This window comes from Gallintestinimicrobium propionicum (genome assembly GCF_025567525.1).
Lineage (GTDB): Bacteria > Bacillota > Clostridia > Lachnospirales > Lachnospiraceae > Gallintestinimicrobium > Gallintestinimicrobium propionicum.
In genome coordinates, this window is record NZ_JAOQJY010000006.1 from 179,148 (window position 1) to 192,723 (window position 13,576).

The following is a 13,576-nucleotide window of genomic DNA, read 5'->3' on the forward strand; positions in this document are numbered from 1 at the left end:
GAGTGAACTGTAACCCCAAAAAGCAAGAACAGCCGCAGGGTGCAGCAAATCCATGCACCCTGCGGCTGTAATATAAATCCGTTACATAATTTTATGAACCCATCCTGCAGGTCCTTCGATCTTGCCCATCTGAATACCTGTCAGAGTGTCATACAGCTTCTGGATCACCGGTCCCATGCTTTCCATACCGCTGGGGAAGCAGATCTCCCTGCCATGGTCTACCACCTTGCCGACCGGGCATACAACAGCTGCCGTACCGCAGACGCCGCATTCTGCAAAATCAGAAAGCTCCGCCAGCTTAACCGGACGCTCTTCCACCTTCATGCCCAGGATATCCTTTGCAACGACTGCGATGGAACGACGTGTTACAGAAGGAAGGATGCTGTCAGACTTGGGAATGACAAGAGTTCCTTCTTTGTCGATGAAGATAAAGTTTGCGCCGCCGGTCTCCTCTACATAGGTGCGGGTTGCGGGATCAAGGAACATGTTTTCATCGTAGCCGTTCTGATGCGCGGTTACATAGGCATGCAGGCTCATCGCATAGTTCAGACCAGCCTTGATATGTCCGGTTCCATGCGGTGCTGCACGGTCAAAATCACTGACACAGATGGTAAGCGGATGAACGCCGCCCTTAAAGTACGGTCCAACCGGAGTTACCAGAATGCGGAACTGATATTCATCCGCGGGCTTAACGCCGATAACCGGAGAGCTTGCAAACATATAAGGACGAACATATAAGCTTGCGCCACTGCCGTAAGGAGGAACCCATGCAGCATTTGCCTTAACCACTTCTTCTACTGCTTCCAGGAAACGCTCTGCCGGGAACGGAGGCATCTCCAGACGCTTTGCGCTGTCCATCATACGGACTGCATTTAAGTCCGGGCGGAACGTTACGATATGTCCATCCTCTGTTGTATATGCTTTGAGACCTTCAAAGATCTCCTGGCAATAATGAAAAATACCTGCACATTCGTTCAGGGTAACTGTCGGATCGTCTGTCAGTCCACCCTTATCCCAGGCACCATTTTTGTAGTTTGCCACATAACGGTAATCTGTTGTCATATAGCCGAATCCGAGATTTGCCCAGTCCAGATTCTTTTTTTCCATCTTGTACACACTCCTTACTTCTGGCTCCCATCCGCCGGGTTCTTCTTTTGCCGGCGTCTGTTTTGCAGTTTTCTATAGAATTCGAAAATATTATAGCACTATTCTTTCCGATAGAAAAGATTTTTTTCACGCGCCTTCCCCTGCCGTGCCCGTTTAGAAACCGCAGCGTGGATGCTTCCGCTTATTCGCTGTGGCTGACCGTCTCCTTCATCATCCGCACATAGGTGTATAAATGTCCGCCCGCATGAGAGCCGTATTTTGCGATCAGCTTTACAACTGCACTTCCGACAATAACACCATCCGCCGTTTTGGAAATCTCTGCCGCCTGATCCGGTGTGTGGATACCGAAGCCAACCGCTGCCGGAACGCTGCTGACACTGCGGATTTCTTTTAACATCCCACCGATATCGGTGGTGATATTGGTTCTCTCTCCGGTTACGCCCATCGACGATACCACATACAAAAATCCTTTCGCTCCTTTGGCAATCTTACGGATTCTCTCTTTGGAGGTCGGTGCAATCATCGAGATCAGGTCTATGCCATAGCGGCTTGCAACAACATCAACCTCTTCTTTTTCCTCAAAGGGCAGATCGGGGATGATGATGCCGTCGATCCCTACATCCTGGCAGCGTTCAAAAAACGCCTCGTAGCCGTAATGGAACACCGGATTCAAATATGTCATAAATACCAGCGGAATTTCTGTTTTCTCCCGCAGTTTCTTTACCATGTCAAAAATATCGTCGGTCGTCACACCGCCGGAAAGCGCCCGGATATCCGCCTCCTGAATGACCGGTCCCTCCGCGATCGGATCGGAAAACGGAATGCCGATCTCGATCAGATCTGCGCCTGCCCGCTCCATTTCCAGAATGTATTCCTCTGTCTTATCCAGGGACGGATCTCCCGCTGTCAAAAATGCAATAAATGCCTTTTTATTTTCAAATGCCTTTTGGATTCTGCTCATCTTTTTCCTTCTGTCTTTCGGACAGCCTTTCCTGCAGGTTTTTTGCGCCTGCCAAAGTTTTCTTTTGTCCTCTGTTTTTCGGGTTTACTCTGAAATATCTTCGCCGCGGTATCTTGCAATCGCTGCAACGTCCTTGTCGCCGCGCCCGGATAGACAAATGATGATCGACTGATCCGAAGACAATGTCGGCGCAAGCTTTCTCGCATGCGCAACCGCATGGGCGCTCTCTATCGCGCAGATGATGCCCTCCGTACGCGCCAGATACTCAAACGCTTCTACCGCTTCCTCATCCGTTACCGGTACATAGCTTGCGCGTCCGGTATCGTGCAGCCATGCGTGCTCCGGTCCAATGCCGGGATAATCCAGTCCTGCAGAAATCGAGTACACCGGTGCAATCTGTCCGTACTGATCCTGACAGAAATAGGATTTCATACCGTGGAACACACCTGGCGTTCCCTTTGCCATTGTTGCTGCATGCTTATCCGTATCGATTCCTTTTCCTGCGGCCTCGCAGCCGATCAATGCAACTTTCTTTTCCGGAATAAACTCATAGAACATACCCATTGCATTGCTGCCGCCGCCGACACACGCCAAAACAGCTGCCGGAAGCTTTCCTTCCTTTTCCAGAATCTGTGCCTTTGCCTCCCGTCCGATGACAGACTGGAAATCCCGCACGATCGTCGGAAACGGATGCGGTCCCATGACAGAGCCCAGTACATAGTGGGTGTCCGATACGCGGTTTGTCCACTCACGCATCGTCTCGTTTACTGCATCCTTTAAGGTCTGGGTTCCGCTTGTTACCGGATGCACCTTTGCGCCTAAAAGCTTCATTCTGTAAACATTCAGCGCCTGCCGGTCTGTGTCCTCTTTTCCCATAAAAATCTCACATTCCAGTCCGAGCAGTGCCGCAGCTGTTGCACAGGCAACCCCATGCTGTCCGGCACCAGTTTCTGCGATGACGCGGGTTTTACCCATCTTTTTTGCCATCAGCACCTGGCCGAGTACGTTGTTGATCTTGTGAGAGCCGGTGTGGTTTAAGTCCTCCCGCTTTAAATAGATCTTCGCACCGCCCAGATCCTTTGTCATTTTCTCCGCATAATATAACAGCGACGGTCTTCCTGCATAATTTTTTAACAGATCATCAAGCTCCGCACAAAACTCCAGGTCATTTTTATAAAATTCGTACTGCTCCTCCAGATGAATGATCTCATTCATCAGCGTCTCCGGGATGTACTGTCCTCCGTGTATTCCAAATCTGCCTTTTTCCATCAGTTGTATTCCTCCTTCTGCCGTGCTGCCGCTACGCACGCGAAAATTTTCTCCCGATCCTTAAAACCGTCGGTTTCTGCGCCGCTGCTGACGTCGAACGCCCAGGCTCCCGTTCGCACAGCCTCTTTTATATTCTCTGCATTCAGCCCGCCCGCCAGGAAAAATGGGCGGCCGATAGATTCTATTAAAGTCCAGTCAAAGACTCTTCCGGTTCCGCCGCTGCCCTGATCCAGCAAAATGTAATCTGCGCAGCTTTCCCTGGCACGCAGCACATCTTCCTTCGTCCGGACGGAAAACGCCTGGATCACCGGACAGCTGACTTTGCTTTTCAGTTCATTTATATATGCCTCGTCTTCCTGCCCGTGCAGCTGCACCCAGTCAATGACGCCATCCTCTACCAGACCGACGATGGTTTCTATTGTTTCGTTGACAAAAACACCAACTGCCGGGATTTCTTTTTTTAACATGCTGTGCAGCTGTTTTGCCTGCTCGGGTGAGACCTGCCGCCTGCTCCTTGCAAAGACGAAACCCGCAAAATCAACTCCGGCGTCGTTGACCCATTCGATATCGCAAGGGCGGGACAGCCCACAGATCTTGAGGCGTTGGCGTGCAGATTCTGCGATGTTTGCAGTTCGAATGATATCTTTGCTGCGCTGCTTTTGCTCACTCATGGCAGTCCCTCTTCAACTCCTGCAGCATCGCCGCTTTATCGCTGCTTCTCATCAGCGTTTCGCCAATCAGCACCGCGTCCGTTCCATTTTTATATAAAACGGCAACGTCCTCTGCACCCCTGATGCCGCTTTCGGAGACGTAGAGTACCTCGGGCGGAATCAGCGCCCGCAGACGCACACTGTTTTTGACATCCACAGTAAAATCCTTCAGGTTCCGATTGTTGACGCCGATGATCCGCGCTCCGGCACGCAGCGCCCGCGCAACCTCTTCTTCGTCGTGTGCCTCAACTAACGCCGATAAACCAAGACTATGCGCCATTTTTAAAAACTGACCAAGCTCTTTCTCGGACAAAATCGCACAAATCAGAAGCACCGCAGAAGCACCTAAAAGCTTTGCTTCATAAATCTGATATTCATCCACCGTAAAATCCTTGCGCAGCACCGGAATGCTCACCTCACGTGCAATCTCCCGAAGGTAGTCATCGCTTCCGAGGAAGTATTCCGGCTCCGTCAGCACGGAAATCGCAGATGCGCCCGCGCGCTCATACTGCCGCGCGATTTCCAGATACGGAAAGTCTACTGCAATCAGTCCTTTGGATGGAGATGCCTTTTTGACCTCGCAGATAACCGAAATCCCCGGCGCCGCCAGTGCTTTTTCAAATGGAAACCCGGTATCTGCAGCCAGGCTCTTTGCTTCTTTTTTCAGAACCTCCATCGGCTTTTTCTTTTTATTTTCCTCCACACGCGCCCGCGCAGCGTCCGCGAGAGTATCCAGAATCGTCTTTTCTTTCATGCTTTCCACTCATTTCTGCGCACGCTTTTTGCGCATGTCGAGTTTGTGTCAAGTGCGCGCAGACACAAATCCCGCGATTGAAAAATTTTTTCAATCTTCTTACTCCTGATTCGTCAGCGCTGCAAACTGCTCCAGCTGTGCAAGCGCCTTACCGCTGTCGATGACTTCCTGCGCTTCTCTGATCGCATCTTCGATTGAAATGCCCTTTGCGATATGGATTGCCGCTGCGGAGTTCAGAACGACCGCATCCCGTCTGGGTCCTTTTTCCCCTTTTAAAATCGCCAGTGCAATCTGCGCGTTGTCCTGGGGGCTTCCGCCGATCAGCTCGTCTTTGCTGCAGCGGGTAAAGCCGAACTGCTCCGGAGTGATCACATAGGATAAAAATTCCCCATCCTTTACTTCGCAGACTGTCGTCGGTGCACTCATGGAAATCTCATCCAGACCGTCCTGTCCATATACGACCATCGCCTTTTTTACGCCGAGGTTTGCAAGCACCCGTGCTAACGGCTCCACCAGTGCCTCGTCATAAACACCCATCAGCTCCATGTTTGCACCTGCCGGATTGGTCAGCGGTCCAAGAATATTGAAAATCGTACGGATACCCAGCTCTTTTCTGACCGGTGCGACATATTTCATCGACAGGTGGTAATTCTGTGCAAACAGGAAGCACAGACCGATTTTTTTGAGCACTTCTGCGCTCTTTGCCGGATCGATGGTGATCTTTACACCAAGTGCTTCTAAAACGTCCGCCGCACCGCTCTTGCTGGATGCTGCACGGTTGCCGTGTTTTGCCACCGGAACGCCTGCTGCCGAGATCACCAGAGAAGACGTTGTCGAAATATTAAAGGAATTGGAATGGTCACCGCCGGTTCCAACGATTTCCAACACATCCTGATCATGTAGCAGGCGTACACAATGCTTTCTCATCCCCGCCGCACACGCGGTAATTTCCTCGATTGTCTCGCCCTTCATCGCCATCGCGGTTAAAAATGCACTCATCTGTACCGGACTTGCCTTTCCGCCCATGATTTCATCCATCGAAGCTTCTGCGGTCTCATAATCCAGGTTCTGCTTTGCTGCCAGTTTTACAATCGCTTCTTTAATCATTGTCTTCTCCTTTTTCTCTGCATTCGCAAGCTGTAAAAAATTTTCAAGCATCTTTTTCCCAAGTGGAGTTAAAATTGATTCCGGGTGAAACTGTACGCCGTACACCGCCTTTGTTTTATGCTGCAGTGCCATGATCTCACCGTCCGATGTCCTGGCAGTCACCTGCAGGCATTCCGGAAAGGTTTCCTCCTGCGCCGCCAGCGAATGGTACCGTGCCACCGTCGTTTCCTCCGGCAGACCAACAAACAGCGGTGTTTTCGTATCGAGCTTTGTCACGGACTGTTTGCCGTGCATCAGCTGTTTTGCATAGGAAACAACTCCGCCGTATGCCTCGCAGATCACCTGATGTCCCAAACACACGCCGAGGATCGGGATTTTCCCGCCGAGCTTTTGCACCACCTCAATGCAGCAGCCCGCATCCTGCGGACGCCCCGGGCCCGGTGACAGGATGATCGCTTCGGGCTTTAATGTCTCAATCTCTTCTGCCGTCAGCTCGTCATTTCGGATCACCTTAATCTCCGGATTGATCGCCCCGATCAGCTGATATAAGTTATAGGAAAAGCTGTCATAATTATCGATCAGTAAAATCATGCCCGTTCCCCTTTCTTTCCAAGCTCCTGCGCTTCCTGCAGCGCCTGCACCACTGCTTTCGCCTTATTGATGCATTCCTGATATTCCTTCGGTGCTACACTGTCCGCCACAATTCCGGCTCCCGACCGGACGAATACTTTTCCGTTTTTGCAAAATGCCAGCCGGATCGCGATACACATATCCATATTTCCCGCAAAATCCAGATAGCCGATGGCACCGCCGTAAATGCCGCGCTTGTTGTTTTCCAGGTCGTTGATGATCTGACAGGCGCGAAGCTTTGGTGCACCCGAAAGGGTTCCCGCCGGAAGCACTGACTGCAGGGCGTCCAGCGCCGTTTTATCGCTGCGAAGCTCTCCCCGCACGGTCGATCCCAGGTGCATGACATGGGAAAATTTTTCGACCGAAAGATATTTTTCCACTTCTACCGTTCCGAACCGGCAGAACCGCCCAAGATCATTTCGTCCGAGATCCACCAGCATGTTGTGCTCTGCCAGCTCCTTTTCATCGGAAAGCAGATCGGCTTCCAGCTCCTGATCCTCCTTTTCGTCCTTTCCCCTGGGTCTTGTCCCGGCAAGAGGGAAGGTGTATGCCGTCTGATTGTCCACCTTTACCAGTGTCTCCGGCGAAGCGCCGGCGATTTCCAGATCGTCGCTGGAAAAATAAAACATGTACGGTGACGGATTTTTTGTCCGCAGAATCCGGTAGGTATCCAGCAGGCTTCCGTCAAATCCTGCTTCCAGACGGTTCGAAAGCACCAGCTGAAAAATGTCTCCCTCATGGATGTAATGCTTGACCTGTTCCACCTTTTCACAGTAGCTTTCCTGATCGAACAGCGGCGTGAGCTCTGTTGTCAGCCTCCCTGCGGACACGTTTTTTTCTGCACCCTTTTCGATGATGTCCTGCATCTGATCAAGGGTCTGAATGGCTGTGCGGTAAACCGCTTCCAGGGTGTCGGGCTCTGCTGCAGATACCGGGGCGTCCGTCGCTGCTGCCCGCGCGCTTTTCCCCCTTGCCCGGAGGTCCGTTGCCGCTGCCGCGCCGGCTGTCTGTCCACCTTCTGCCTGCACGTCTGCTTCCGATATCCGACTGTTACAGATCAGGATGATCTTTTGTCTGTAGTGATCAAATGCGATCATCTTATCAAACAGCATCAGATCGACGTCCCGGAACTTTTCCTGATCCTCTGCGTCCAGCCGAAGCGTCGGCTCCGCATATTTGATATAGTCGTATGCAAAATATCCAACCAGACCGCCGGTCAGAGGCGGGAGCTTTTTGATCTGCGGCGCGCGGTTTTCTTCGATCACCCTTGCAATCACCTGCGCCGGATTCTCTGTTTCAAACTGCTCGACATGATCTGTTGTAATTGTCACCTGATGGTTCATGCAGGTCAGCTCCATCGCAGGATCGAACCCAAGAAAGCTGTACCGTCCCCACTGCTTGTTGTCCTCCGCACTTTCTAACAAAAAGCAGTGGTCGCTTACCGCCAGCAGTTTTTTCAGTACCTGTACGGGTGTTGCGATATCTGAAAAAATCTCACGCCAGATCGGAATCCTCCGGTAAGCTCCGGACGCTGCCGTTCTTTTCAGTTCTTCCAGTGATGTCTGTTCCATGCGACTGTTCCTCCTGTAAAAAAGAATGTGTCTTGGGATATTCTTGCGCCGAGTGCGCATCCTCGCGGAGCGTTTTTTATCGTATGGAAACAAAGTTTCCTATACGATAAAAAAATACCCCCGCCCATGACAGATTTGTCTGTCAAGGACGGGGGCTCATCATCTTTTAAGCTGCAGGCACTTTATGCCTGTCTTCCCGCGGTACCACCTTGCTTTGCGATCGTACGCACTCTTTATCAGGGTACAGATATCTTTTAAAGAATTCAAACATTCCAAAGGATACTAACATACCCCCGGCAAATAACGGATGCCCTCCGTCACAGAATACTCGGAACAAAATTCCTTTGACTGTGCCCTCCGTGGTCCATTTGATACTCCGCTTTCTGCCCGGCTCCCACCTGCCCGGACTCTCTGGAAGTGCGCCTGTACCGTTATCTCCACTTCATCGGTTTAAATTGATATAAGTTCAACTTGTTAAAAGCATATTAAAACAGTCTGATTTCTTTGTCAATACTTTTTTGAAAATTAGTTTTCTTCCGGAATATCTGCATCAGCACCGATGTCGAGCATATTCATCGTCCTGCGCTTCAACCGCGCCTTCTCAGACGCTTCCAGAATAAAGTTTTTGATATTTTTTGCATTTTTGATATGGGTCAGATACAGCTCCGGATTTGTCGTATCGCCGGTGTAGCACTTTACAGTACCAAGTCCGAACATCCGCTCCCCCAGCGTCCGGATCAGTTCTACGTCCTGTACTTTATATATGTAGCAGTCGTTCTCCCGCTTGTTAATAAATCCCTCTTCCACAGTGATCAGCTCTTCTGTAACCATGTAGGTTGTAAAGGTAAAGGGAAGTCCCAAAAATCCCCATCTTTTCTTTTCCCGAAATTCCATGCTATTTCCTCCTTTTGCATCTGGTGGATTCGATACAGTTCATCGCGCCATTCGAGCATTCCTATGGGCAGCTCCTCATGCAAGCATGAGATCTGCCCACAGGAACGTTCGAGTGAACTGTAGTATCATTATACGCCATCGCGATATTTTTTTCAATTCTTCCTTGCATTCAAAATATCTCTATGCTATACTTGTCCAAGCAAAATGAAACCCAAAGGAGGAAGCGCGATGACCATGCAGTCTGTTATGTTTTATTTTCAGCAGTTCTGTTTATTCGGAAGTTCGTTTTTTTCTTTTCTTTGTCAGATTATTTCCGGCAGAGGACATGGATTTCATTTTTTTAAAAAGAAATACAGGCATTTTGTTTCAAATCGAAGGGAGTTTGATTCTCTTCGATTTTATTATGTCTGAAACTCAACTGTTCAAGGAGGATTATCATTCATGAGACACCTGATGAACCCACTGGATTTTTCTGTGGAAGAGCTGGATCAGCTCTTTGATCTTGCCAACGACATCGAGAAACACCCTGACAAATATGCCCATACCTGCGAGGGCAAAAAGCTGGCGACCTGTTTCTACGAGCCGAGCACCAGAACCCGTTTAAGCTTTGAAGCCGCTATGATGAACCTGGGCGGCAAAGTGCTCGGATTTGCGGATGCATCCAATTCCTCCGCTTCCAAAGGCGAAAGTGTTTCCGACACGATCCGCGTCATTTCCTGCTACGCCGATATCTGCGCAATGCGCCATCCCAAAGAGGGTGCTCCGATCGTTGCCGCTGAGAAATCCCGCATTCCCGTCATCAATGCCGGTGACGGCGGTCATCAGCATCCGACCCAGACCTATGCCGATCTGCTGACCATCCGTTCCTTAAAGGGGCATTTAAACAACCTGACCATCGGTCTGTGCGGCGACTTAAAATTCGGTCGTACCGTGCACTCCTTAGTCAACGCGCTCTCCCGCTACGACAACCTCCGGTTCATCTTCATTTCCCCGACCGAGCTGCGGGTTCCGGATTATATCACAGAGATGCTGCGTGAAAAAAATATTCCTTATGAAGAAGTCATCCGTCTGGAAGACAAGCTGCCCGAGCTGGACGTTCTTTACATGACCCGCGTTCAGAAAGAGCGTTTCTTCAACGAAGAGGATTATGTCCGCCTGAAGGATTTCTATATCCTGACTGCTAAAAAAATGAAGCTCGCACCGCCCGACATGCTGGTGCTGCACCCCCTCCCCAGAGTTAACGAAATCTCTGTCGATGTGGATGACGACCCGAGAGCCGTTTATTTCAAACAGGTGCAGTACGCGGTCTATGTTCGGATGGCGCTGATTCTGACCCTCTTAAATATTCATGTGGACTGAGAAAAAGGAGATTTCTTATGTTAAACGTAGGTAAAATTGAAGAAGGCTTTGTACTCGACCATATTCAGGCAGGCATGGCAATGTCCATCTATCACCATCTGCAGCTCGATAAGCTCGACTGCACCGTTGCGATCATCAAAAATGCACGCAGCGACAAGATGGGCAAAAAGGACATTCTGAAGGTAGAATGCGATGTCAACATGCTCGACCTCGACGTTCTCGGCTTTATCGACCATAACATCACCGTCAATGTCATCAAAAGCGGGGATATCGTCGAAAAGAAAGAATTAAAGCTTCCCAAACAGATCAAAAACGTCATTCGCTGCAAAAATCCCCGCTGTATTACCTCGATCGAGCAGGAGCTGCCGCAGATCTTCGTCCTCGCTGACCCGAACAAGGAAGTTTATCGCTGCAAATACTGTGAAGAAAAATTTGACAAACAAAATCTTTAATGCTTAAAATAGGGGGTAGTATACAAAGGAGAATCCCATCATGTCCTTTTTTGATGAAATTAAAACAGAAATCCAGACAGAGCAGAACCAGAAGTCAAATTTGGCAGAGCAGATGTCTGCCGCCCAGGCTCCACAGGCTGCTTCTGAACCTGCCCCCACAGCTCCCGTTTTGCCGGAACGCATGCCAGAATTCGTTCAGGAAGAGTTAAAGACCTTGCAGGAAACCATCCGTCAGGATGCCCGCAGCGGGAAATACCAGACCGTCGGCGGCAAGCATCTTTTCGATGGAACCCGCCTCTGGCACGAGGGCGACTACCGTCAGGGAACGGCCCTGCTTGCAAACTTTTATCCGTTTCTGTCTCGCGACCGGATGCAGGAAAAGGAAATTCTGACACAGAGCAAACGCCTCTTTTCCGGCTACCGCTACGAGGTACGCTATACGCTTTCCAAAGACGGCGCCTTTTATTTCAATTATTTTAAAGAAGAAATGAAAAAACAGGGATTTGTCATCAGCGACCTGTCCGTTTCCTTAAAAGACGGCAGCTTCGCACCGCTCCCGTTTACAGCAAGCGGCACCGTTCGGTATGATTTCGAGCTCGAGCATTATCTTTCCGATTATCCGAAGCTCTATTATACCTGGCACCTGGAAGTTGTGTAAAAAAGAATCCTGCGAAGCAGGATTCTCCGCCTGCGGCGGGTCGCGCAAGCGACATTCTTCCATTCCGCTGCAGTGCGATCCACGCGCAGCGCGTTTTTATTTCATAGGACGCATTTTCCTATAAAATAAACAATAGAATGCTCGCTCTGCGGGCATTCTATTGTCATGAACAATTGCCCCCGGCAACAGAGAACCAAAATCCTCTGCTGCCGGGGGCATCCTTTTATCCCAGCGCCACATCCAGCACCATCATCAGTACAAATCCGACCGCAAATCCAACCGTTCCCAGATTCGAATGCTCGCCCTCCGAGGCTTCCGGAATCAGCTCTTCTACGACAACATAGAGCATCGCGCCCGCCGCAAATGACAACAGATACGGCAAAAACGGATCGATCACGCTGGCGAGTGCGATGGTCAGCGCCGCACCGACCGGCTCTACCGCTCCCGAAAGCGTTCCGTACAGAAACGCCTTTTTGCGGCTCATCTGTCCTTCGCTCTTTAACGGCATCGAAATGATTGCACCCTCCGGGAAGTTTTGGATCGCAATTCCGATCGCCAGTGAAAACGCTCCGGCGGCGGTAATCCCGGTGCTGCCCGAAAGCATGCCCGCGAACACGACGCCGACCGCCATGCCCTCCGGAATGTTATGCAGTGTCACCGCAAGGACAAGCATCGTCGTCTTTTTCAGGGAGGTTTTTGGTCCCTCCGCTTCCTGTGTACCAAGGTGCAGATGCGGGATAACGCGGTCCATCCCCAGTAAAAACGCCATGCCCAAAAGCATGCCAGCTGCCGCCGGTACAAATGCAAGCCGTCCCATTCCCGCCGCCATATCCATCGACGGAATCAAAAGCGACCAGACAGACGCCGCTACCATGACGCCGGATGCAAAGCCCAGCAGCCCTTTCTGCAGCAGCTCGTTGAGTTTGTCTTTCAGAAAAAATACACATGCCGAACCGAGCGTCGTCCCGGCAAGCGGAATCATCAATCCCCAAAAAACTGTCATGCTTCCTCCCATTTCTGCGCACCCTGTTATTATTCCTGACAATAGAATGCTCGCAGAGCATGCATTTTATTTTTTTTCTCTTTTCTTATATTCCACAGCGGATTTCTTCAGTTCTTCCAATGCTTCGGAGAACTTCTTCGAAACCATGCTCGGGTTGCCGCGCAGCATATCGCGTTTTGTGAAATCCTTCAGGAAAGAGGCCAGCTCCGGACGCTGTAGGTTCACACCAAATTTTGAACGCAGGTCGAACAGCTCTTCCCGGTTGACATTCAATCTTCCGCTGGGCAACAGCTCCTTTGCACGCTCGAAACGCTTTTCGATACCGTTTACCAGCTCATCCCGGCGCTGTACAAAGCCAGCCCTGGTGCTCTCGACACTCTGGTTCCACTCTTTTTTGCGGTTTTCCCAGTTTTCTTCGGAAACCGCCAGAATCACATCCAGACGCCTCTGCATCTTTTCCAGTTCGTCCTTGGCCTGCTCCATCCGAACCAGTACATCGCGCAAATCCAGGGCCGCCTTGAAGGAAAGGGCGAAGTCCGCTGCAAAAATCACAGTCACAACCATCGTCACACCCGTCAGCACCGAAGACGGAAGCCAGAGTGCAAACGCTTCGATCGGCTTGTGGATCATCCGCGTCATCAGGATCGTCAGAAATCCCCATGCCAGCGAAGATTCCAGGCAGATTTGACCCTGGAAGTTGAATTTTTTATGAGAATAATCCCAGTAACGGACTTTGAACAGCGTTTCCATCAGCACGCCCGTGATATATTCCAGCACTGTCGCGCCCACGCAGCCCGCCACATACGTTAAAATCAGATTGTCCTGAAACGGCATCGACACGATCAGCATCATCAATGCGCCCGTTCCATACAGCGGCAGAAAAGGTCCACGAATAAAACCGCGATTTACAAACCGTTTTTCATGCAGTGAAACATAGGTCGATTCAAAGCACCAACCAAAAAAGCTGTAAAAGAAAAAGAAAAACAGCCATTGAATCCAGGTATATCCCAGCATACGTCCTGCCACTCAAAATGTGTTTAAATATACTCAAACACATCGAGAAATTGAAGTCCTTGCGGATACTTCTTACTGCTTCATTGT

13 protein-coding genes are annotated in these 13,576 nt (G+C 50.4%); 3 read left to right on the top strand and 10 right to left on the bottom strand.

Features of this window, described 5'->3' with window-relative positions; genetic code table 11:
* Positions 1-81: 81 nt before the first annotated feature.
* The 8 genes from OCV62_RS06745 to OCV62_RS06780 form a co-directional block, all read right to left on the bottom strand.
* Positions 82-1,107: a branched-chain amino acid aminotransferase gene (locus OCV62_RS06745; RefSeq protein WP_262585692.1), complete on the bottom strand. Its 1,026-nt coding sequence runs from the start codon at positions 1,105-1,107 to the stop codon at positions 82-84.
* A 181-nt stretch (positions 1,108-1,288) separates the two neighbouring features.
* On the bottom strand, positions 1,289-2,068 hold the full coding sequence (gene trpA / locus OCV62_RS06750; RefSeq protein WP_262585693.1) for a tryptophan synthase subunit alpha: 780 nt from the start codon (positions 2,066-2,068) through the stop codon (positions 1,289-1,291).
* 84 nt (positions 2,069-2,152) lie between these two features.
* Entirely contained in the window at positions 2,153-3,337 is a 1,185-nt protein-coding gene (gene trpB / locus OCV62_RS06755; protein WP_262585694.1) for a tryptophan synthase subunit beta, read from the bottom strand.
* Positions 3,337-4,008, bottom strand: a complete 672-nt coding sequence (locus OCV62_RS06760) for a phosphoribosylanthranilate isomerase (RefSeq protein ID WP_262585695.1) — start codon at positions 4,006-4,008, stop codon at positions 3,337-3,339. Before OCV62_RS06760 ends, trpB begins: the two co-directional genes overlap by 1 nt.
* Positions 4,001-4,801 (bottom strand): indole-3-glycerol phosphate synthase TrpC, encoded by an 801-nt coding sequence (trpC, locus tag OCV62_RS06765; protein WP_262585696.1) that lies wholly within the window; start codon positions 4,799-4,801, stop codon positions 4,001-4,003. Before trpC ends, OCV62_RS06760 begins: the two co-directional genes overlap by 8 nt.
* A 99-nt stretch (positions 4,802-4,900) precedes the next feature.
* Positions 4,901-6,499 carry a bifunctional anthranilate synthase component II/anthranilate phosphoribosyltransferase gene (locus OCV62_RS06770; protein ID WP_262585697.1) on the bottom strand — a complete coding sequence of 533 codons (1,599 nt, stop codon included), beginning with the start codon at positions 6,497-6,499 and terminating at the stop codon, positions 4,901-4,903.
* Positions 6,496-8,109: an anthranilate synthase component I gene (gene trpE, locus OCV62_RS06775; RefSeq protein WP_262585698.1), complete on the bottom strand. Its 1,614-nt coding sequence runs from the start codon at positions 8,107-8,109 to the stop codon at positions 6,496-6,498. Before trpE ends, OCV62_RS06770 begins: the two co-directional genes overlap by 4 nt.
* A 525-nt stretch (positions 8,110-8,634) precedes the next feature.
* Entirely contained in the window at positions 8,635-9,003 is a 369-nt protein-coding gene (locus tag OCV62_RS06780) for a PH domain-containing protein (protein ID WP_262585699.1), read from the bottom strand.
* A gap of 441 nt (positions 9,004-9,444) precedes the next feature.
* Between OCV62_RS06780 and pyrB the strand changes: the two genes are divergently transcribed.
* The 3 genes from pyrB to OCV62_RS06795 are packed head-to-tail and all read left to right on the top strand — an operon-like array spanning position 9,445 to position 11,472.
* Positions 9,445-10,362: an aspartate carbamoyltransferase gene (pyrB, locus tag OCV62_RS06785; protein ID WP_021916024.1), complete on the top strand. Its 918-nt coding sequence runs from the start codon at positions 9,445-9,447 to the stop codon at positions 10,360-10,362.
* Between the two features lie 17 nt (positions 10,363-10,379).
* Positions 10,380-10,814, top strand: coding sequence for an aspartate carbamoyltransferase regulatory subunit (locus OCV62_RS06790; RefSeq protein ID WP_021916023.1), 435 nt, complete (start codon positions 10,380-10,382; stop codon positions 10,812-10,814).
* 40 nt (positions 10,815-10,854) lie between these two features.
* Positions 10,855-11,472 carry a hypothetical protein gene (locus OCV62_RS06795; RefSeq protein ID WP_262585700.1) on the top strand — a complete coding sequence of 206 codons (618 nt, stop codon included), beginning with the start codon at positions 10,855-10,857 and terminating at the stop codon, positions 11,470-11,472.
* A 223-nt stretch (positions 11,473-11,695) separates the two neighbouring features.
* On the opposite strand, the gene OCV62_RS06800 is transcribed toward OCV62_RS06795, so the two are convergent.
* Entirely contained in the window at positions 11,696-12,475 is a 780-nt protein-coding gene (locus OCV62_RS06800) for a ZIP family metal transporter (protein ID WP_262585701.1), read from the bottom strand.
* Positions 12,476-12,541: 66 nt separating this feature from the next.
* The gene (locus OCV62_RS06805; RefSeq protein WP_262585702.1) at positions 12,542-13,489 is read right to left on the bottom strand and encodes a putative ABC transporter permease; all 948 of its coding nucleotides are present in this window, start codon (positions 13,487-13,489) and stop codon (positions 12,542-12,544) included.
* Positions 13,490-13,576: the final 87 nt, after the last annotated feature.

Excerpts from the sequence above, each read along its gene's own strand:
- OCV62_RS06760 (WP_262585695.1), bottom strand. The coding sequence starts at position 4,008 with ATGAGTGAGCAAAAGCAGCGCAGCAAAGATATCATTCGAACTGCAAAC.
- OCV62_RS06790 (WP_021916023.1), top strand. The coding sequence starts at position 10,380 with ATGTTAAACGTAGGTAAAATTGAAGAAGGCTTTGTACTCGACCATATT.
- OCV62_RS06805 (WP_262585702.1), bottom strand. The coding sequence starts at position 13,489 with ATGCTGGGATATACCTGGATTCAATGGCTGTTTTTCTTTTTCTTTTAC.
- trpC (WP_262585696.1), bottom strand. The coding sequence starts at position 4,801 with ATGAAAGAAAAGACGATTCTGGATACTCTCGCGGACGCTGCGCGGGCG.
- OCV62_RS06795 (WP_262585700.1), top strand. The coding sequence starts at position 10,855 with ATGTCCTTTTTTGATGAAATTAAAACAGAAATCCAGACAGAGCAGAAC.
- OCV62_RS06780 (WP_262585699.1), bottom strand. The coding sequence starts at position 9,003 with ATGGAATTTCGGGAAAAGAAAAGATGGGGATTTTTGGGACTTCCCTTT.
- OCV62_RS06770 (WP_262585697.1), bottom strand. The coding sequence starts at position 6,499 with ATGATTTTACTGATCGATAATTATGACAGCTTTTCCTATAACTTATAT.
- trpB (WP_262585694.1), bottom strand. The coding sequence starts at position 3,337 with ATGGAAAAAGGCAGATTTGGAATACACGGAGGACAGTACATCCCGGAG.
- trpE (WP_262585698.1), bottom strand. The coding sequence starts at position 8,109 with ATGGAACAGACATCACTGGAAGAACTGAAAAGAACGGCAGCGTCCGGA.
- OCV62_RS06745 (WP_262585692.1), bottom strand. The coding sequence starts at position 1,107 with ATGGAAAAAAAGAATCTGGACTGGGCAAATCTCGGATTCGGCTATATG.
- OCV62_RS06800 (WP_262585701.1), bottom strand. The coding sequence starts at position 12,475 with ATGACAGTTTTTTGGGGATTGATGATTCCGCTTGCCGGGACGACGCTC.
- trpA (WP_262585693.1), bottom strand. The coding sequence starts at position 2,068 with ATGAGCAGAATCCAAAAGGCATTTGAAAATAAAAAGGCATTTATTGCA.
- pyrB (WP_021916024.1), top strand. The coding sequence starts at position 9,445 with ATGAGACACCTGATGAACCCACTGGATTTTTCTGTGGAAGAGCTGGAT.